The sequence below is a fragment of the Burkholderia sp. AU31624 genome, from assembly GCF_020420065.1.
Classification (GTDB): Bacteria; Pseudomonadota; Gammaproteobacteria; order Burkholderiales; family Burkholderiaceae; genus Burkholderia.
Window position 1 is genome coordinate 729,972 of record NZ_JAIZRT010000003.1, and the last position, 17,954, is coordinate 747,925.

General features: G+C 66.2%; 15 protein-coding genes. 14 read left to right on the forward strand and 1 reads right to left on the reverse strand.

Translation table 11 applies throughout. The annotated features are described in order from the left end of the window. Window positions 1-18: 18 nt before the first annotated feature. The 4 genes from LGM89_RS13695 to metH all read left to right on the forward strand — a co-directional run bounded on the left by LGM89_RS13695 (window position 19) and on the right by metH (window position 5,840). Window positions 19-1,299 carry a DUF3108 domain-containing protein gene (locus LGM89_RS13695; protein ID WP_226273204.1) on the forward strand — a complete coding sequence of 427 codons (1,281 nt, stop codon included), beginning with the start codon at window positions 19-21 and terminating at the stop codon, window positions 1,297-1,299. Window positions 1,300-1,553: 254 nt separating this feature from the next. Then, window positions 1,554-1,811, forward strand: a complete 258-nt coding sequence (locus LGM89_RS13700; RefSeq protein ID WP_006477667.1) for a DUF3567 domain-containing protein — start codon at window positions 1,554-1,556, stop codon at window positions 1,809-1,811. Window positions 1,812-2,012: 201 nt separating this feature from the next. After that, window positions 2,013-3,080: a homocysteine S-methyltransferase family protein gene (locus LGM89_RS13705; RefSeq protein WP_226273205.1), complete on the forward strand. Its 1,068-nt coding sequence runs from the start codon at window positions 2,013-2,015 to the stop codon at window positions 3,078-3,080. Window positions 3,081-3,122: 42 nt separating this feature from the next. After that, window positions 3,123-5,840: a methionine synthase gene (gene metH, locus LGM89_RS13710; RefSeq protein ID WP_226273206.1), complete on the forward strand. Its 2,718-nt coding sequence runs from the start codon at window positions 3,123-3,125 to the stop codon at window positions 5,838-5,840. 115 nt (window positions 5,841-5,955) lie between these two features. On the opposite strand, the gene LGM89_RS13715 is transcribed toward metH, so the two are convergent. Further along, entirely contained in the window at window positions 5,956-6,279 is a 324-nt protein-coding gene (locus LGM89_RS13715; protein ID WP_089426439.1) for a DUF1840 domain-containing protein, read from the reverse strand. Between the two features lie 200 nt (window positions 6,280-6,479). On the opposite strand from LGM89_RS13715, the gene argS reads away from it, so the two are divergent. The 10 genes from argS to LGM89_RS13765 all read left to right on the forward strand — a co-directional run bounded on the left by argS (window position 6,480) and on the right by LGM89_RS13765 (window position 17,954). Beyond that, window positions 6,480-8,261 carry an arginine--tRNA ligase gene (argS, locus tag LGM89_RS13720; protein WP_089426440.1) on the forward strand — a complete coding sequence of 594 codons (1,782 nt, stop codon included), beginning with the start codon at window positions 6,480-6,482 and terminating at the stop codon, window positions 8,259-8,261. A 92-nt stretch (window positions 8,262-8,353) separates the two neighbouring features. After that, a complete protein-coding gene (locus tag LGM89_RS13725; protein WP_089441129.1) occupies window positions 8,354-9,259 on the forward strand; it encodes an SPOR domain-containing protein in 906 nt (301 codons plus the stop codon). Window positions 9,260-9,328: 69 nt separating this feature from the next. Continuing rightward, the gene (locus LGM89_RS13730; protein ID WP_089441130.1) at window positions 9,329-9,967 is read left to right on the forward strand and encodes a thiol:disulfide interchange protein DsbA/DsbL; all 639 of its coding nucleotides are present in this window, start codon (window positions 9,329-9,331) and stop codon (window positions 9,965-9,967) included. A 19-nt stretch (window positions 9,968-9,986) separates the two neighbouring features. Next, window positions 9,987-10,760 carry an SDR family oxidoreductase gene (locus tag LGM89_RS13735; RefSeq protein WP_226273207.1) on the forward strand — a complete coding sequence of 258 codons (774 nt, stop codon included), beginning with the start codon at window positions 9,987-9,989 and terminating at the stop codon, window positions 10,758-10,760. A 427-nt stretch (window positions 10,761-11,187) separates the two neighbouring features. Then, window positions 11,188-12,783 carry an ABC transporter substrate-binding protein gene (locus tag LGM89_RS13740; protein ID WP_226273208.1) on the forward strand — a complete coding sequence of 532 codons (1,596 nt, stop codon included), beginning with the start codon at window positions 11,188-11,190 and terminating at the stop codon, window positions 12,781-12,783. Between the two features lie 268 nt (window positions 12,784-13,051). After that, window positions 13,052-13,318, forward strand: coding sequence for a flagellar biosynthetic protein FliQ (locus tag LGM89_RS13745; protein WP_226273209.1), 267 nt, complete (start codon window positions 13,052-13,054; stop codon window positions 13,316-13,318). A gap of 3 nt (window positions 13,319-13,321) precedes the next feature. After that, window positions 13,322-14,080 (forward strand): flagellar biosynthetic protein FliR, encoded by a 759-nt coding sequence (locus LGM89_RS13750; RefSeq protein ID WP_226273210.1) that lies wholly within the window; start codon window positions 13,322-13,324, stop codon window positions 14,078-14,080. After that, window positions 14,080-15,144, forward strand: a complete 1,065-nt coding sequence (locus tag LGM89_RS13755) for a flagellar biosynthesis protein FlhB (RefSeq protein WP_226273211.1) — start codon at window positions 14,080-14,082, stop codon at window positions 15,142-15,144. The genes LGM89_RS13750 and LGM89_RS13755 overlap by 1 nt, the downstream gene beginning before the upstream one ends. After that, a complete protein-coding gene (locus tag LGM89_RS13760; RefSeq protein WP_226273212.1) occupies window positions 15,141-17,225 on the forward strand; it encodes a flagellar biosynthesis protein FlhA in 2,085 nt (694 codons plus the stop codon). Before LGM89_RS13755 ends, LGM89_RS13760 begins: the two co-directional genes overlap by 4 nt. A 36-nt stretch (window positions 17,226-17,261) precedes the next feature. Next, window positions 17,262-17,954, forward strand: a complete 693-nt coding sequence (locus LGM89_RS13765) for a flagellar hook-basal body protein (RefSeq protein WP_226273328.1) — start codon at window positions 17,262-17,264, stop codon at window positions 17,952-17,954.

Consider the following 17,954-nt stretch of genomic DNA (forward strand, 5'->3'; position numbering starts at 1 on the left):
CGCCCCGATCCTGTCCCGATGCCCATGCAGCCTGCCGACACCCGCCCGAGTCACGCGTTGCCCCGCCACTGGCTGCGCGTGGGCATTGCGCTCGTGATCGTGCTGGTGCTGCATGCGCTCGCCGCGTTCTGGCTGATGCGCAACCGCGATTCGTTCACGCCGCCGCCAGCCGCCGAAGTCCCCGTGCAGATCGAGCTGCTGAAACCGCAACCGATCGAGCGCCAGCCTGCGCCGCCTGCGCCGCAGCCGGTCGAGCAGCCGGCCGCGCCCGCGCCGGCGGCCCCGAAGGCCGCCGCACCGAAACCCGCGCCCGAGCCGGTCCTCACGTCGACGCAAACGGCCGAGCACGGCGAGCCGCCGGCCGCCGCAGCAGCAGCGAGTGGTGTGCCTGCCGCATCGGGCGCGCATGCCGCGTCGGCTGCCGGCGCCGCCAGCACCGCGACTCCGGGCCCCGCGACGAACGGCGTGAAGTTCAACGCGCCGCCGTCCGGCGACCTGCAGTACGACACGTTCTACAACGGCATGCAGAACATGATCGGCACGATCCACTGGCGCACCGACGGGCACACCTACGACCTGTCGGTGTCGATGCCCGTGCCGTTCGTCGGCCCGTTCACCTATCGCAGCGAAGGCCGCATCGACGCGTTCGGCGTCGCGCCCGAGCGCTACGTCGAGAAGCGCGGCAAGCGGCCGGAGGACATCGCGATCTTCAACCGCGAGATCCGGCAGGTCGTGTTTACGCGCACGCCGAACAACGCGCCGCTGCCCGACGGCGTGCAGGACCGCTTCAGCATGCTGATGCAACTGTCGGGGCTCGTGCGCGGCAATCCGTCCGCGTACAAGCCGGGCGTCACGCAGCAGTTCTTCGTGATCGACAACAACAGCGGCGAAACCTGGCCGATCACCGTGATCGGCGACGAGCAGGTGCAGACGCAGGCCGGCATCATCAGTGCGCGGCACTTCATGCGCCTGCCGCGGCGCGACGGCGACACGCGCCGCATCGACATGTGGCTCGCACCGTCGCTCGGCTGGCTACCGGCGCGGCTCGTGCAGACCGAACCGAACGGCGCGCAGATCGAGCTGTTGTGGCATGGCCGGCTCGCGGTGCCGGGCGTACCGTCCGACGACGCACCCGCAGGCGGCGCAACGCATGCGCCCGCCGGTACGCCGACGCCAGACGCATCAACCGCTCCCGCCGCGGAACCGGCACAACCCGCACCGCCGGCCGCCGTGCAACCGCCGGCACAACCGGCTGCACCGCCCGCGCCCTCGCCTGTCACATCGCCTGTCACACAGTGAACTCGCGCGCATATGCACGCGATTCGGCAATTTCGACCGGTTACAGATTTCCGTGAAATGGCCGATGACACTCTTTAACAACTATTTCAGTCCACCGGCAGACAATGGGAAACGTTTCATAGACATCGGCTTCTAACCGATACACCCCATGCAGACGGGAACGGGGTGTGCAGCGCAAGCCCCTTGAAACCGGCAAGGCTCGCCCCACCTAGGGGACAACAAGGCCAGATGCCACTGCGAAGAGGAGTGCCGCCATGCAAATGATCTACAACAGCCCCAACTACTGCGTCGTCGAATTCGCGCCGCAGGCCGGCCACCACCTGATGAATGCCGGCGGATATGAAATCGTCGACAAGAACGCGCAGCGCGAAATCTTCATCGACGGCGAACTTGCCGAACGATTCCGCGCGCACGTGAAGCAGTTGATCGAGGATGAACCGTCGCTCGATGAAGTCGACGAATTCCTCGGACAATTCGACAGCCTGATGATGATGCCCGTCGTGCTGCACTGACGGCCCGCGGCCCGGCGCCTCGTGCGGCCGGGCCATTCGCCGCGCATCGACGCGGCGCCGCGAGCACTCCGATCCTGCCCCCGCCCGGTTCGCCGGCGGGGGTTTTCATTTGGCGGCCCGGCCGGCGCGGCGCGAGGCCGGGCGGCGCCCATGCGCACCGGCTACAATGACGGCTTTCCCGTCTTCGCCGGTCTTTCGCCCATGTCTGCGACTCCTCTCGCCGCTTCCGTCCCGCTCGACGCGTCCTACACGCGCGGCGCCGCTCTGCCTGCGCTGCTCAAATCGCGCATCCTGATCCTCGACGGCGCGATGGGCACGATGATCCAGCGCTACAAGCTCGACGAAGCCGCGTATCGCGGCGAGCGCTTCAAGGATTTCCCGCGCGACATCAAGGGCAACAACGAGCTGCTGTCGATCACGCAGCCGCAGATCATCCGCGAGATCCACGACCAGTACTTCGCGGCCGGCGCCGACATCGTCGAGACCAACACGTTCGGCGCGACGACCGTCGCGCAGTCCGACTACGAGATGGAAGATCTCGTCGTCGAGATGAACCTCGAATCGGCGAAGCTCGCGCGCGAAGCGGCCGAGCAATACGCGACGCCCGACAAACCGCGCTTCGTCGCGGGCGCGATCGGGCCGACGCCGAAGACGGCCAGCATCTCGCCGGACGTCAACGATCCGGGCGCACGCAACGTCACGTTCGACGAACTGCGCGCGTCGTACTACCAGCAGGCGAAGGCGCTGCTCGACGGCGGCGTCGACCTGTTCCTCGTCGAGACGATCTTCGACACGCTGAACGCGAAGGCCGCGCTGTTCGCACTCGACGAGCTGTTCGAGGACACCGGCGAGCGCCTGCCGATCATGATCTCGGGCACCGTCACCGATGCGTCGGGCCGGATCCTGTCGGGCCAGACGGTCGAGGCGTTCTGGAATTCGCTGCGTCATGCGAAGCCGCTCACGTTCGGCCTGAACTGCGCGCTCGGCGCGGCGCTGATGCGCCCGTACATCGCCGAGCTCGCGAAGCTGTGCGACACGTACGTGTCGTGCTATCCGAACGCGGGCCTGCCGAACCCGATGGCCGAGACGGGCTTCGACGAAACGCCGGACGTCACGTCGGGCCTCCTGAAGGAATTCGCGCAAGCCGGGCTCGTGAACCTCGCGGGCGGCTGCTGCGGCACGACGCCCGAACACATCGCCGAGATCGCGAAGGCGCTCGCCGACGTGAAGCCGCGCCGCTGGCCGAACCAGTACAGCGACAACGCCTGACCCGACCGTCCCCCGTCCTTCATCACCAGATTTCGCACCGCCATGACCGATCACATGATGCGCCTCGCCGGCCTCGAGCCGTTCAACGTCACGTCCGGGACGCTCTTCATCAACGTCGGTGAACGCACCAACGTCACCGGCTCGAAGGCGTTCGCACGCATGATCCTCAACGGCCAGTTCGACGAGGCACTGGCGGTCGCGCGCCAGCAGGTCGAGAACGGCGCGCAGGTGATCGACATCAACATGGACGAGGCGATGCTCGATTCGAAGGCGGCGATGGTGCGCTTCCTGAACCTGATCGCATCCGAGCCGGACATCGCGCGCGTGCCGATCATGATCGACTCGTCGAAGTGGGACGTGATCGAGGCGGGCCTAAAGTGCGTGCAGGGCAAGGCGATCGTGAACTCGATCTCGCTGAAGGAAGGCGAGGACGCGTTCCGCCACCACGCGAACCTGATCCGTCGCTACGGCGCGGCCGCCGTCGTGATGGCCTTCGACGAAACCGGCCAGGCCGATACCTACGAACGCAAGACCGAGATCTGCAAGCGCTCGTACGACTTCCTCGTGAACGAAGTCGGCTTCCCGCCGGAAGACATCATCTTCGACCCGAACATCTTCGCGGTCGCGACCGGTATCGAGGAACACAACAACTACGCGGTCGACTTCATCGAGGCGACCCGCTGGATCAAGCAGAACCTGCCGTACGCAAAGGTGAGCGGCGGCGTGTCGAACGTGTCGTTCTCGTTCCGCGGCAACGACCCGGTGCGCGAGGCGATCCACACCGTGTTCCTGTACCACGCGATCCAGGCGGGGATGGACATGGGCATCGTCAACGCGGGCCAGCTCGGCGTGTACGCCGACCTCGACCCGGAGCTGCGCGAGCGCGTCGAGGACGTGATCCTGAACCGCCGCGACGATTCGACCGACCGCCTGCTCGAGATCGCCGACAAGTTCAAGGCGGGCGGCGCGAAAAAGGAAGAGAACCTCGAGTGGCGCAACCAGCCGGTCGAGAAGCGGCTCTCGCATGCGCTGGTGCACGGCATCACGAACTTCATCGTCGAGGATACCGAAGAAGTGCGCGCGAAGATCGCTGCGGCCGGCGGCCGCCCGATCAACGTGATCGAAGGGCCGCTGATGGACGGGATGAACATCGTCGGCGACCTGTTCGGCCAGGGCAAGATGTTCCTGCCGCAGGTCGTGAAATCGGCGCGCGTGATGAAGCAGGCGGTTGCGCACCTGATCCCGTTCATCGAGGAAGAAAAGCGCCTGCTCGCGGAAGCGGGCGGCGACGTGCGCGCGAAGGGCAAGATCGTCATCGCGACCGTGAAGGGCGACGTGCACGACATCGGCAAGAACATCGTGTCGGTCGTGCTCCAGTGCAACAACTTCGAAGTCGTCAACATGGGCGTGATGGTCCCGTGCAACGAGATCCTCGCGAAGGCGAAGGTCGAGGGCGCGGACATCATCGGGCTGTCGGGCCTCATCACGCCGAGCCTCGAGGAAATGGCCTACGTCGCGTCCGAAATGCAGCGCGACGACTACTTCCGCGTGAAGAAGATCCCGCTGCTGATCGGCGGTGCGACGACCTCGCGCGTGCACACGGCCGTGAAGATCGCGCCGCACTACGAAGGCCCGGTGGTGTACGTGCCGGACGCGTCGCGCTCGGTGTCGGTCGCCTCCAGCCTGCTGTCCGACGAAGGCGCGACGAAGTACCTCGACGAGCTGAAGTCCGACTACGAACGCATCCGCGACCAGCACGCGAACCGCAAGGCACAGCCGATGGTCACGCTCGCCGAAGCGCGCGCGAACAAGACCAAGGTCGACTGGGCGGGCTACCAGACGGTGAAGCCGAAGTTCATCGGCCGCCGCGTGTTCAAGAACTACGACCTGAACGAGCTCGCGCAGTACATCGACTGGGGCCCGTTCTTCCAGACCTGGGATCTCGCGGGCCCGTACCCGGCGATCCTGAACGACGAGATCGTCGGCGAATCGGCGCGGCGCGTGTTCTCCGACGCGAAATCGATGCTCGCGCGCCTGATCCAGGGCCGCTGGCTGACCGCGAGCGGCGTGATCTCGCTGCTGCCGGCGAATAGCGTCAACGACGACGACATCGAGATCTATAGCGACGAGTCGCGCTCGGAAGTGCTGCTCACGTGGCGCAACCTGCGCCAGCAGAGCGTGCGCCCGGTGGTCGACGGCGTGATGCGGCCGAACCGCTCGCTCGCCGACTTCATCGCGCCGAAGGAATCGGGCGTCGCCGACTACATCGGGATGTTCGCGGTGACGGCCGGCCTCGGCGTCGACGCGAAGGAAAAGCAGTTCGAAGCCGACCACGACGACTACAGCGCGATCATGCTGAAGGCGCTCGCCGACCGCTTCGCGGAAGCCTTCGCGGAAGCGATGCACGCGCGCGTGCGGCGCGAGCTGTGGGGCTACGCGAGCGGCGAGACGCTCGACAACGATGCGCTGATCGCGGAAAAGTACGCGGGCATCCGCCCGGCGCCCGGCTACCCGGCCTGCCCCGACCACCTCGTGAAGCGCGACATGTTCGACGTGCTGCGCGCGGACGAGATCGGCATGAGCGTGACCGACTCGCTGGCGATGCTGCCGGCCGCGAGCGTGTCGGGCTTCTATCTCGCCCATCCGGACAGCACGTATTTCTCGGTCGGCAAAATCGGCCAGGATCAGCTCGAGGACTACGCGCAGCGCATGGCGCTGTCGCTCGACGACGCGCGCCGCGCGCTCGCGCCGCAGCTCTGATCGGCCCTTCGACGGGCGCGGCGCCGCCCGTTATCATCAGACAAAAGAAAAAGCCCGCTCGAAAGCGGGCTTTTTCATGCCTTTCGATCCTTTCGGACCGGCCGGGCAAGCAGGCTCAGAAGCCCCAGTGCACGTCGGCTTCGCCGGCTTTCGCTTCGCGCAGCATCGTGAGGAAGGGCGCAACGCGCTGGGCCAGGCTCGCCGGCACTTCGTGGTGCGCGTGGTCGGCTTCGTCCTCGTGGAAATGGCCGGCGTGCTCGGCGCGCTCCTGCTTCGCCTGCGCGACCGCGCCTTCCAGCTTGGCGATCGCGTGGTCCAGCTCGTCGTGCGTAATCACCCCGCGCTCGCCCAGCTGCTTGCCGACGAGACCCAGCACATACACGGCGAAATCCTTCAGCACGTCGAGATCCTGTGCCGCCTTGCTCTTGAACGTAATCATGACAATTCCCTTTTCATCTTGTTGTGCCTGCGCGGCGCGGTTGGGGAACGCCGGCAGACCGGCGTCCGGCCTCGCGGACGCGGGCCGCCTGAGCGGCATATTAGCACCTGTTAAAATTCTGCGATCCCTGAAACGCGCGCTTAAAAAGCGCGCCGGCGGGCCGGCGTTTCCGGCCGCCACCAACGAAGCCTTCTACCAGCATGCTGCCAGCACACAAACAGACCCTCGAAGCCCTGCTCGCGGATAGCGTCAAGCAGGTCGCACACGCGCTGAAAGGCGCCGACGCCGCGTCCGTCGCCCCCGTCATCACGCTGGAGCGCCCGAAGGTCGCCGCGCACGGCGACGTTGCGTGCAACGTCGCGATGCAGCTCGCGAAGCCGCTCGGCACGAACCCGCGCCAGCTCGCCGAGCAGATCGTCGCCGCCCTCACCGCCCAGCCGGGCGCGCAAGGCCTCGTCGAAGCCGCCGAGATCGCCGGCCCCGGCTTCATCAACTTGCGCCTGTCGGCCGCCGCGAAGCAGGCGGTGATCGCCGCCGTGTTCGACCAGGGCCGCGCGTTCGGCACGTCGGATCGCGAGAAAGGCAAGCAGGTGCTGCTCGAATTCGTGTCGGCGAACCCGACCGGCCCGCTGCACGTCGGCCACGGCCGCCAGGCCGCGCTCGGCGACGTGCTCGCGAACGTGATCGCGAGCCAGGGCTACGCGGTGCACCGCGAGTTCTACTACAACGACGCGGGCGTGCAGATCGGCAACCTCGCGATCTCGACGCAGGCACGCGCACGCGGCCTGAAGCCGGGCGACGCGGGCTGGCCGGAAGCCGCGTACAACGGCGAATACATCGCCGACATCGCACGCGACTTCCTGAACGGCGAAACAGTCGCCGCGTCGGACGGCGAGCCGGTCAAGGGCACGGGCGACGTCGAGGATCTCGACGCGATCCGCAAGTTCGCGGTCACGTACCTGCGTCGCGAGCAGGACATGGATCTGCAGGCGTTCGGCGTGAAGTTCGACCAGTACTACCTCGAGTCGTCGCTGTACAGCGAAGGCCGTGTCGAGAAGACGGTCGACGCGCTGATCAAGGCCGGCATGACCTACGAGCAGGACGGCGCGCTGTGGCTGCGCACGACCGACGAAGGCGACGACAAGGATCGCGTGATGCGCAAGTCGGACGGCACGTACACGTACTTCGTGCCGGACGTCGCGTACCACGTGACGAAGTGGGAGCGCGGCTTCACGAAGGTGATCAACATCCAGGGTTCGGACCACCACGGCACGATCGCGCGCGTGCGCGCCGGCCTGCAGGGCCTGCACATCGGGATCCCGAAGGGCTACCCCGACTATGTGCTGCACAAGATGGTCACCGTGATGCGCGACGGCCAGGAAGTGAAGATCTCGAAGCGCGCGGGCAGCTACGTGACGGTGCGCGACCTGATCGAATGGTCGGGCGGCGCGGCGGCGGGCCAGGAAGCGGCGCCCGACCTGATCGACGAAGCGACCATCACGCGCGGCCGCGACGCGGTGCGGTTCTTCCTGATCTCGCGCAAGGCCGATACCGAGTTCGTGTTCGACATCGACCTCGCGCTGAAACAGAACGACGAAAACCCGGTCTATTACGTCCAGTACGCGCATGCGCGGATCTGCTCGGTGCTCAACGAGCTGAAGTCGCGCTACAACGTCGACGTCGCGCAGCTGCCGGGCGCCGACCTGTCGCAGCTGACGAGCACGCAAGCGGCGTCGCTGATGCAGAAGCTGGCCGAGTACCCGGACATGCTCACGCACGCGGCCAACGAACTGGCACCGCACGCGGTTGCGTTCTACCTGCGCGACCTCGCTGGCGAATTCCACTCGTTCTACAATGCGGAGCGCGTGCTGGTCGACGACGAAGCGCCGCGCAATGCGCGCGCCGCACTCCTCGCCGCGACCCGGCAGGTGCTCGAGAACGGCCTGGCGGTGCTCGGCGTGTCCGCGCCCGCCAAGATGTAAGGCAGTAAGCGGCCCGAACCGGGCAGCGAATGGCTGCGGCTGGAGCGCCCGTCGCAGCCTTTTCACGATTCTTTTTGCAGGTGACTCAAGCAATGGCACAACCACGCCGAACTTCGAAGCAATCGAAACAAGCCGGAGGGACATTTCTTGGAATCGTGCTGGGCCTGATCGTCGGCCTCGCGATCGCCGTGGTGGTGGCGCTCTACATCACGCGTTCCCCGTCTCCGTTCGTATCGAAGGTCGCGCCGCCGCCGGCCGACAACGGCGCAAGCCAGCCGCAGCAGTTCGATCCGAACCGCGCGCTGCAGGGCAAGACGCCGGGCCAGCCGGTGCCGCAGGCCGCGCAGCCCGCGCCGCCGAACACCGCGCCCGGCCAAGCCGCGAACCAGACCCAGGGCGGCCTGCTGCCCGAGCCGCAAATCGTCGAAGTGCCGCCGCAGGCCAACGGGTCGAGCGGCTCGAACAACACCGGCAGCTCGAACAATTCGACCGCGTCGAACAACACGTCGTCGAGCAACGGCGTGGCCGTCGCGCCGAAGCCGGCCGACACCACGCCGCCGCCGAAGAAGACGCAGCAGGCGCAGCAGCAACAGCAGCAAGGCGGCGAGGACGACCTCGCCCGCTTCGCCGCGCAGAAGCAGGCGCAGCAAGCGGCCGCGCAAAAGCAGCAGCAACAGCAACTGGCCGCGAACACGCCGAAGCCGACCTCGTCGGCCGCGGCCGCCGCGACGGCAAAGCCGCCGACCGCGAACGACGCGAATACCGGCTACTTCCTGCAGGTGGGCGCGTACAAGACGGAAGGCGACGCCGAGCAGCAGCGCGCGCGCCTCGGCTTCCAGGGCTTCGAGTCGAAGGTGTCGAAGCGCGATGTCAGCGGCGTGACGTATTTCCGCGTGCGTGTCGGCCCGTTCTCGAAATTCGAGGATATGAACTCGGCTCGCCAGCGCCTGTCCGATGCAGGTGTCGACACGGCGGTGATCCGTTTCACGAAGCAGTAAGCAACCGGCCGAGCCCACTCAGAACCCGTTACGTTTCGTAACCCGAGCAACTGATTCGACGTTCACAACATGAAAAAACTGCTTAGCACGCTCCTTCTGTCCCTGGGCCTGGCCGCCGGCCTCGCGCAGGCTTCGCCCGCCGCACCGGTCTCCGGCAAGGACTTCGAGGTGATGAAGTCGCCGCAGCCGGTGTCCGCACCGGCCGGCAAGGTCGAGGTGATCGAATTCTTCTGGTACGGCTGCCCGCACTGCTACGAATTCGAGCCGACGATCGAGGCCTGGGTGAAGAAGCAAGGCAACAACATCGACTTCAAGCGCGTCCCCGTCGCATTCCGTGACGATTTCGTCCCGCACTCGAAGCTGTTCTACGCGGTGTCCGCGCTCGGCATCTCCGAGAAGGTCACGCCGGCGATCTTCAACGCGATCCACAAGCAGAAGAACTACCTGCTGACGCCGCAGGCGCAGGCCGACTTCCTGGCCACGCAGGGCGTCGACAAGAAGCAGTTCACGGACGCGTACAACTCGTTCAGCGTGCAGGGCGAAGTGAACCAGTCGGCCAAGCTGCTGAAGGACTACGCGATCGACGGCGTGCCGACGGTCGTCGTCCAGGGCAAGTACAAGACGGGCCCCGCTTACACGAACAGCATCCCGGGTACCGCCCAGGTGCTCGACTTCCTCGTGAAGCAGGTTCAGGACAAGAAGCTCTGATCCCCGCCCGCGCGCCGGCATGACTACTCCGCTGAAGGTCTTCATCACCGGCGCATCGAGCGGCCTCGGCCTCGCGATGGCCGAGGAATACGCCCGCCAGGGCGCCACGCTCGCACTCGTCGCGCGCCGCACCGATGCCCTCGAGGCGTTCGCGCGGCGCTTCCCGAAGCTGTCCATCTCCGTCTATTCCGCCGACGTGCGCGATGCCGACGCGCTCGCGACGGCCGCCGCGTCGTTCATCGCGACGCACGGCTGCCCCGACGTCGTGATCGCGAACGCCGGCATCAGCCAGGGTGCCGTCACGGGCCAGGGCGATCTCGCGGCGTTCCGCGACGTGATGGACATCAATTACTACGGGATGGTCGCGACGTTCGAGCCGTTCGTCGGCCCGATGACGGCCACGCGCCACGGCACGCTGGTCGGTGTCGCGAGCGTTGCCGGTGTGCGCGGGCTGCCTGGTTCCGGCGCGTACAGCGCGTCGAAATCGGCCGCGATCAAGTATCTCGAAGCGCTGCGCGTCGAGTTGCGGCCGGCCGGCGTCGGCGTCGTGACGATCGCGCCCGGCTACATCCGTACGCCGATGACCGCACACAACCCGTACCGGATGCCGTTCCTGATGGACGCCGACCGCTTCGCCTCGCGTGCGGCCCAGGCGATCGCGCGGCAGCGCGCGTTCCGCGTGATTCCGTGGCAGATGGGTGTGGTCGCGAAGGTGCTGCATGTGTTGCCGCGCTGGCTGTACGACCGCCTGTTCGAGAAGGCGCCGCGCAAGCCGAAGGCGGGCGCGCATTGACGCTCCGGTGAGCGCTCGGCCCGCGTGAAGCTTCGCGGGCCGTCTCTCCGTCTCTCCGTCTCTCCGTCTCTCCGCTTCTCCGCTTCTCCGCTTCTCCACTTCTCCGCACCGCCACCTGGCCGTTTCGACGCTTCGATTCGCGACACGCCCGCACCGCTCCCGCGCCATCCCCGACGCGTCGCTGCCCGGCATCCCCGGCGCCAGCGTTCCGCCGCCCGCCGCCTCCTTCGCCCCACTCGCCGCCCCAACACCCGTTCCGTCGCGAACGCAGCCGTTTTTCGGCCAATTCGCCGCGTTCAGGCGCCTTTTTTCACGCGCCGCGCGCTTTGACGGTATGCTATTCGCCAGCCGCGCCGGCCCTGTCCGCTTCCGGGCCGCGCCCGCATCCCGTCACCCAGCAAAAAACACAAGCCACGTGGGAGATCCTATGCAGGTCAAGCTGTTCGCCGCGGCCACGCTCGCCGCCGCCCTCGCCGCCCCCGGCCTCGCCGCCGCCAAGCCGCTCACCGTCTGCACGGAATCGAGCCCCGACGGCTTCGACGTCGTGCAATACAACTCGCTCGTCACGACCAACGCGTCTGCCGACGTGATCTTCAACACGCTCGTGTCGTACGACGAAGCCGCGAAGAAGGTCGTGCCCGCGCTCGCCGACAAATGGGACGCGAGCGCCGACGGCCTCACGTACACGTTCCATCTGCGCCCGAACGTCGCGTTCCAGACCACCGAGTATTTCAAGCCGACCCACGCGCTCGACGCGGACGACGTCGTGTTCACGTTCTCGCGGATGCTCGACGACGCGAATCCGTGGCACAAGGTGGCCGGCGCGAGCGGCTTCCCGCACGCGCAGTCGATGGGCCTCGTGAAGCTCGTGAAGTCGGTCACGAAGGTCGACGACAACACCGTGAAGTTCGTGCTGAACGAGCCGAACGCGACGTTCGTGCCGATCCTGACGATGGGCTTCGCGTCGATCTACTCGGCCGAATACGCGGACCAGCTGCTGAAGGCCGGCAAGCAGGCCGACCTGAACGCGAAGCCGGTCGGCACCGGCCCGTTCGTGCTGAAGAGCTACACGAAAGATGCGCTGATCCGCTACGACGTGAACCCGACCTACTGGGGCACGAAGCCGAAGGTCGACCGGCTGATCTATGCGATCACGCCCGATCCGTCCGTGCGGCTGCAGAAGGTGAAGGCCGGCGAATGCCAGATCGCGCTGTCGCCGAAGCCGCAGGACGTGCTCGCCGCGAAGGGCGAAAGCGCGCTGAAGGTCGTGCAGACGCCCGCGTTCATGACCGCGTTCGTTGCACTGAACACGCAGAAGAAGCCGCTCGACAACGACAAGGTGCGCGAAGCGCTGAACCTCGCGTTCGACCGCGCGACCTACCTGAAGGTCGTGTTCGACAACACCGCGACGGCCGCGAACAATCCGTATCCGCCGAACACGTGGAGCTACGCGAAGGACGTCGCGCCGTACGCGTACGATCCGGCGAAGGCGAAGCAGCTGCTCGCGCAGGCCGGCTTCCCGAACGGCTTCTCGACGACGATCTGGACGCGCCCGACCGGCAGCGTGCTGAACCCGAACCCGAAGGTCGGTGCGGAGCTGCTGCAGGCCGACCTCGCGAAGATCGGCGTGAAGGCCGAGGTCAAGGTGATCGAATGGGGCGAGCTGATCAAGCAGGCGAAGCTCGGCCAGCATGACATGCTGTTCATGGGCTGGGCCGGCGACAACGGCGATCCGGACAACTACCTGTCGCCGCTGTTCAGCTGCAATGCGGTGAAGTCGGGCATCAACTTCGCGCGCTTCTGCGACACGCAACTCGACAAGCTGATCGGCGACGGCAAGTCGACCGCCGATCAGGCCAAGCGCGCGAAGCTGTACGAAGCGGCGCAGAAGATCATCCACGACCAGGCGCTGTGGATTCCGCTCGGCTATCCGACCGCGGCCGCGCTCACGCGCACGAACGTGAGCGGCTATCACGTGAGTCCGTTCGGGCGGCAGAACTTCGGCACAGTCAGCGTTCAATAACCCGATCCGACCTAAACCCGTTAATTCGACATCGAGCCCGGCCGCAATCTGCGGCCGGGCTTTTTTATGTAACTCGATCGCGTCGACTTGTCTCCCATTCAGGTATGTCGCAACTCGACGTTTGAGACTCGCGTAAATTATTCATTCAAATTCATACACGTCCCATATCAAACCCCAAAATCGGCTTATACACTCTCCGGACTCCGAAGTTGAAACAACGCAACACGAATTAATAGCGGAATATCCACGCTGAAACGGGGAACGGTCGATGTCAGAAAGCCAAGCACTACAGATGCTCTCCCAGCTCGTCTGGAATAGCCTCCTGATCGCAGGCCCCGTGCTTGCCGCAACGCTTATCGCCGGCCTGCTCGTCAGCATTTTCCAGGTCGTAACGCAATTGCAGGAGATGAGCCTGAGCTATGTGCCCAAACTCGTCGTCGCCGGCATCGTAATCGTGACGCTCGCTCCGTGGATGCTCGGCCGTCTGACCGGCTTTACCACCACGTTATTCGCTGGCATCGCCGATCTCCGCTGAATCATGCCCACCGAAACCTTCACCGGATGGGCAACGGCCGCGCTGCTGCTGTCTTTACGCCTCGGCCCGCTATTCGTGCTCGCACCTCCATTTTCGCAACTCCGCATTCCGTTGAGGATGCGCGTCTGCCTCGTACTCTCATTGGCCGGCGCGTTCGCCACGCCCATTCCCGCCGCACGCCTGGACACGTCCACTGCACTCGTCACCAGCGCGCTCGCCGAACTCGCACTGGGGCTCGCGCTAGCTTTTCCGTTTCAGGCGGCGTTCGCCGCGCTGTCGTTCGCCGGGCGCGCGCTCGACGTCCAGGCCGGCTTCGGCCTTGCAACGGTTATCGACCCCGGTTCGCGCGGCCCCGCCCCGCTGTTCGGCACGCTCCTCACGCTCGGCACCGGTGCAATCTGCTTTGCGAACGGCGCGCACCTCGAGCTGCTGCGACTCGTCGCCGCATCGATCGAACGGATGCCGCCCGGTACCGCGCACGTCGTCGCGTCGCCGCAAGCGTTCATCGGCTACTTCAGCATGGTCATGGCAATCGGTCTCGGCGCCGTCGCCGCCGTGATGCTCGCGCTATTCCTGATCGACCTGTCCATCGCATTCCTGTCGCGCACGCTGCCACAGTTGAATGCACTGATGCTCGGCCTACAGGTCAAGGCCATTGCCGCGATCGTCGTCACGGCGCTCTCGATCGGTCTCCTCGCGCCCGTCACCTTGCGGCTGCTGCGTGCCGCGCTCGAATTCGCCCTTGCATCGGGAATTTTCTGATGGCTGATCAGGACCAGGAAAAATCCGAGCAGGCAACTCGCTACAAGCTCGCCCGGGCGCGCAAGCGGGGACAGTTGCCGCGCAGCCAGGAGCCCGGCATCGTGCTCGCCATCGCAGCTAGCGCCGGCTATCTGTGGTTGTCCGGGGATCGGATGGCCAGCCGGGTCGCCGCGCTCGCTATCCGTGTACTGAACGACTCAGCCGGCCTCCCGGCCGATGGTCGCGCGGTCACGCACTGGCTCCGCGCACTATTGCCCGACACGCTGGCCATCGTCACACCGCTGGTCGCTGCTGCCGCGGGTGGCGCCCTCGTCGGCGCGCTCGCGCAAGCCGGCTTCCTGTTCGCGCCCAACGCACTGAAGGTCGATTTCTCGCGGCTGAACCCGGCGGCCGGAATCAAGCGCCTGTTCTCGCTGCAGACCGTGCTTGACGCAGCCAAGGCCTGCGTCAAGCTGGCGGTCTACTGCACACTCGCCTACCGGTGCATCGTCGACGCGGCGCGCACCGCGTCGCACGCCGGATTGACCGCGGCCGGCCTGGCCCGCGCGCTCGGCTCGGCCGGCCTCGCGCTCGCGGTACAGCTGCTGATCGCGGCGGCACTTTTCACCGTGCTCGATTACGCGCTCGTCCGGCGCCGATTCAACAAGCAAATGCGGATGAGCCGCCATGAGGTCAAGCAGGAGTACAAACAGCACGAGGGCGACCCTCGCATCAAACAACGTCGCAGGCAATTGCAGCGCGAACTGCTGCAGCGCTCGCGCAGCCTGCGGGGGATGCGCGGAGCCGATATCCTCGTGACCAACCCGACGCATTACGCGGTCGGCCTGCGCTACGCCCCCGTCGAGATGGCTGCGCCGACCATCGTATCGAAGGGCGCCGGCGAGTTCGCGCTGCGTCTCAGGAAACTCGCGTTTATCCATCGCGTACAAATCATCGAGGCGCCGGCGCTCGCGCGTCAGTTGTTCCGCCACGGTGCGCTCGAGAAAGAAATCCCGCCGCAGTTGTTCACCGCGACCGCCGCTCTCTATCTGCGCGTCCGGCGCACGCAGGAGGCTGCGCGATGAACTGGCTCGAGCACCGCCTCCGGGGCCAATCCGATCTCGCACTCGTGTTCGCGGCGAGCGCGATCCTGCTGATTCTGTTCGCGCCGGTCCCCGCCGCCCTGCTCGACCTGCTGATCATCGTCAATTTTGCGTTCGCGTTCACGATTCTCCTGTTGACGTTCTATGTGACCCGACCCGTCGAGTTCTCGACGTTTCCTTCACTGCTGTTGATCGCGACGCTGTTCCGCCTGTCGCTCAACGTCGCGGCGACGCGTCTCATCCTGTCCGGTGCCAACGCCGGCCAGGTCATCGATGCAATTGGCCAGTTCGCGGTACAAGGCAACTACGTGATCGGGCTGATCGTGTTCTTTATTCTCGTCGTGGTGCAGTACGTAGTGGTGACCAATGGTGCGCAGCGCGTCTCCGAAGTGGCTGCGCGCTTCGTGCTCGACGCGATGCCCGGCCAGCAAATGAGCATCGACGCCGACCTCAACATGGGCCTCATCGATCAGGATGAGGCAAAACGCCGCCGCAAGACACTCGAACGCGAAGCGGGCTTCTATGGTTCGATGGATGGCGCAAGCAAGTTCGTCAAAGGCGACGCAGTCGCCGGCATCATTATTCTGCTCATCGACATTCTCGGCGGCTGGGCGGTCGGTGTCGCACAGATGGGCATGTCGTTTCCGGATGCGGTCCGCACGTTCACGCTGCTCACGATCGGGGACGGCATCGTCACGCAAGTGCCCGCGCTGGTGATCTCGGTCGCAACCGGCATCATCGTCACCCGCTCGTCCGCGGACAACGCGCTGAGCCACGAAGCGCTGCGACAGCTTGCTCGCTTTCCCAAGATCCAGCTGCTCGTCGCGGCGGCGCTGGCGGGTCTCGTCGCGTTGCCCGGCATGCCTAAGTGGCCGGCCACCCTCCTGGCGCTCGCAGCGCTCGGCGTCTGGGCCGGCACGCGGGCACGCCCCACGCCGGCAAACGAAGACACCACACCGCCAGCGCCGTCGCAGGACGCGGCGGGCCCGACCGCGCTGCCGGCCGTCGAGGTCGTGTTCGGCACGGCACTGACGGCCGCCTGGCAGCCGATGCAAACCGTATTCGCCGAACGCATCGCAACCTTCCGTGAACAGTACGCCGACGAAAGCGGCTTTGTCGCGCCAGCCGTCGTGTTTCGCGATTCGACGCAACTGCCGCCGGATGAATACCAAGTGCGGCTGTTCGGCACTCGCGTCGGCCAGGCCGAGATGTATCCGGATCGCACGCTCGCGATCCATCCCACCGGCGTAACGAGCACGCTGCCCGGTGCCCCGACGCGGGACCCGGCGTTCGGCCTGCCGGCCGTCTGGATCGACAACGACCAGCGAGATCGTGCGAAAACGCTCGGCCACACGTGCGTCGATCCCGTCACCGCGCTTCTGACGCACGTCACCGAGCTGATCAAGACCCACGCAGCGCGCCTGTTTGGCCGTGCCGAAACGATCGCGCTGCTCGACGGCGTGCGCGCGCGCCAGCCCGGCCTCGTCGACGAAGTCGTGCCGAACGTGCTCGCCGTTGGCGACGTGCAGCAGGTGTTGCAAGGGCTGCTCGCCGAGCAGGTTCCGATCCGCGATATCGACCTGATCGTGCAGACGCTTGCCGACGTCGGACGCCACGAGAAAGACCCCGCGCGGCTTGTCGAGGCCGGGCGCCAACGCCTCGGGCATGCGATTTGCCAACGCGTGCAGGGCGAGCGCGACGCGCTTGCGGTGCTGACGCTCGACCCCGCGCTTGAAGCTGAAATCGCACGCAATCTCGCCGGCGCTGATGGTCACGGCACGCACGTGCTCGACCCACGGGTCGCGGAGCCCTTTCTGGCCCGCCTGTTGGCACACACCGAGACGATGATGCGTCAGGGACACACACCCGCGCTGCTATGCCGGCCGGATATCCGGCGTGCGCTCAAGACCTTCTCCCGCCGTGTCGTGCCGAGGCTCGTCGTGCTGTCGATCAATGAAGTGCCCGATGCGATTCCGTTGCGCGCGTTCGCGACCGTCCGCATCGATCCGCCGCCGGCCGCATCACCCGCCTCCCCTGCATCGGCTACGCCGCTGGCCGCATAAACCCACCATGTACGAGACGCCCCGATGGATGACCTGATGACGCTGTCGTTACGACTGATCTCGCTCGAAACACAGCGTGCGGAAACGGCTGCACGCAATCTTTCGAATATAGCGACGCCCGGCTATCAGCGCGAAGTCACGTTCCACGACGTGCTCGCCGGCGACGCCACGCAAGCCGGCGGCGAACCGACGCTCCACCGGCTAGCCGATTTTTCACCAGGCCGGTTTGTCCGGACCGGTGATCCGTTCGACCTGGCGATCGCCGGCGACGGCTTCTTCGAAGTGCTGACTGACGCCGGCCCGGCATACACGCGAGCCGGTGCGTTCCGGCGCACGGCTGACGGACGCCTCGTCACCCGCACCGGCGGTTGGCCGCTGCAGGGCACGCATGGCGATATCGTCGTCAGCCTGGACGGCTGGCGCGTCGACCCGGACGGCACCGTATTCGATCACGGCATGCCGACGTCCGTCATTCGCGTCGCGGCGTTCGACGCACCGTCGCAGCTGCGACGCATCGCGGGCGGCCTGTACACGCCCGACGGTACGGCCGGCATGCGGACCGTCCAGACCCGGCTCGCCCAAGGCTTCACCGAGACCTCCAACGTCAGCGCTGCGGACGACATGGTGCGGCTCGTCGAAGCGATGCGCCGCGTCGAAACCGGACAAAAGCTCGTTCACGCCTACGACGATCTGATGGGCACCGTATTGCAACGCCTCGGAGGCATGTGA

Coding starts and splice junctions, on each gene's coding strand:
- LGM89_RS13695 (WP_226273204.1), top strand. CDS start 19: ATGCCCATGCAGCCTGCCGACACCCGCCCGAGTCACGCGTTGCCCCGC.
- argS (WP_089426440.1), top strand. CDS start 6,480: ATGCTGCCAGCACACAAACAGACCCTCGAAGCCCTGCTCGCGGATAGC.
- LGM89_RS13705 (WP_226273205.1), top strand. CDS start 2,013: ATGTCTGCGACTCCTCTCGCCGCTTCCGTCCCGCTCGACGCGTCCTAC.
- LGM89_RS13715 (WP_089426439.1), bottom strand. CDS start 6,279: ATGATTACGTTCAAGAGCAAGGCGGCACAGGATCTCGACGTGCTGAAG.
- LGM89_RS13755 (WP_226273211.1), top strand. CDS start 14,080: ATGGCTGATCAGGACCAGGAAAAATCCGAGCAGGCAACTCGCTACAAG.
- LGM89_RS13740 (WP_226273208.1), top strand. CDS start 11,188: ATGCAGGTCAAGCTGTTCGCCGCGGCCACGCTCGCCGCCGCCCTCGCC.
- LGM89_RS13700 (WP_006477667.1), top strand. CDS start 1,554: ATGCAAATGATCTACAACAGCCCCAACTACTGCGTCGTCGAATTCGCG.
- LGM89_RS13760 (WP_226273212.1), top strand. CDS start 15,141: ATGAACTGGCTCGAGCACCGCCTCCGGGGCCAATCCGATCTCGCACTC.
- metH (WP_226273206.1), top strand. CDS start 3,123: ATGACCGATCACATGATGCGCCTCGCCGGCCTCGAGCCGTTCAACGTC.
- LGM89_RS13730 (WP_089441130.1), top strand. CDS start 9,329: ATGAAAAAACTGCTTAGCACGCTCCTTCTGTCCCTGGGCCTGGCCGCC.
- LGM89_RS13725 (WP_089441129.1), top strand. CDS start 8,354: ATGGCACAACCACGCCGAACTTCGAAGCAATCGAAACAAGCCGGAGGG.
- LGM89_RS13765 (WP_226273328.1), top strand. CDS start 17,262: ATGACGCTGTCGTTACGACTGATCTCGCTCGAAACACAGCGTGCGGAA.
- LGM89_RS13750 (WP_226273210.1), top strand. CDS start 13,322: ATGCCCACCGAAACCTTCACCGGATGGGCAACGGCCGCGCTGCTGCTG.
- LGM89_RS13735 (WP_226273207.1), top strand. CDS start 9,987: ATGACTACTCCGCTGAAGGTCTTCATCACCGGCGCATCGAGCGGCCTC.
- LGM89_RS13745 (WP_226273209.1), top strand. CDS start 13,052: ATGTCAGAAAGCCAAGCACTACAGATGCTCTCCCAGCTCGTCTGGAAT.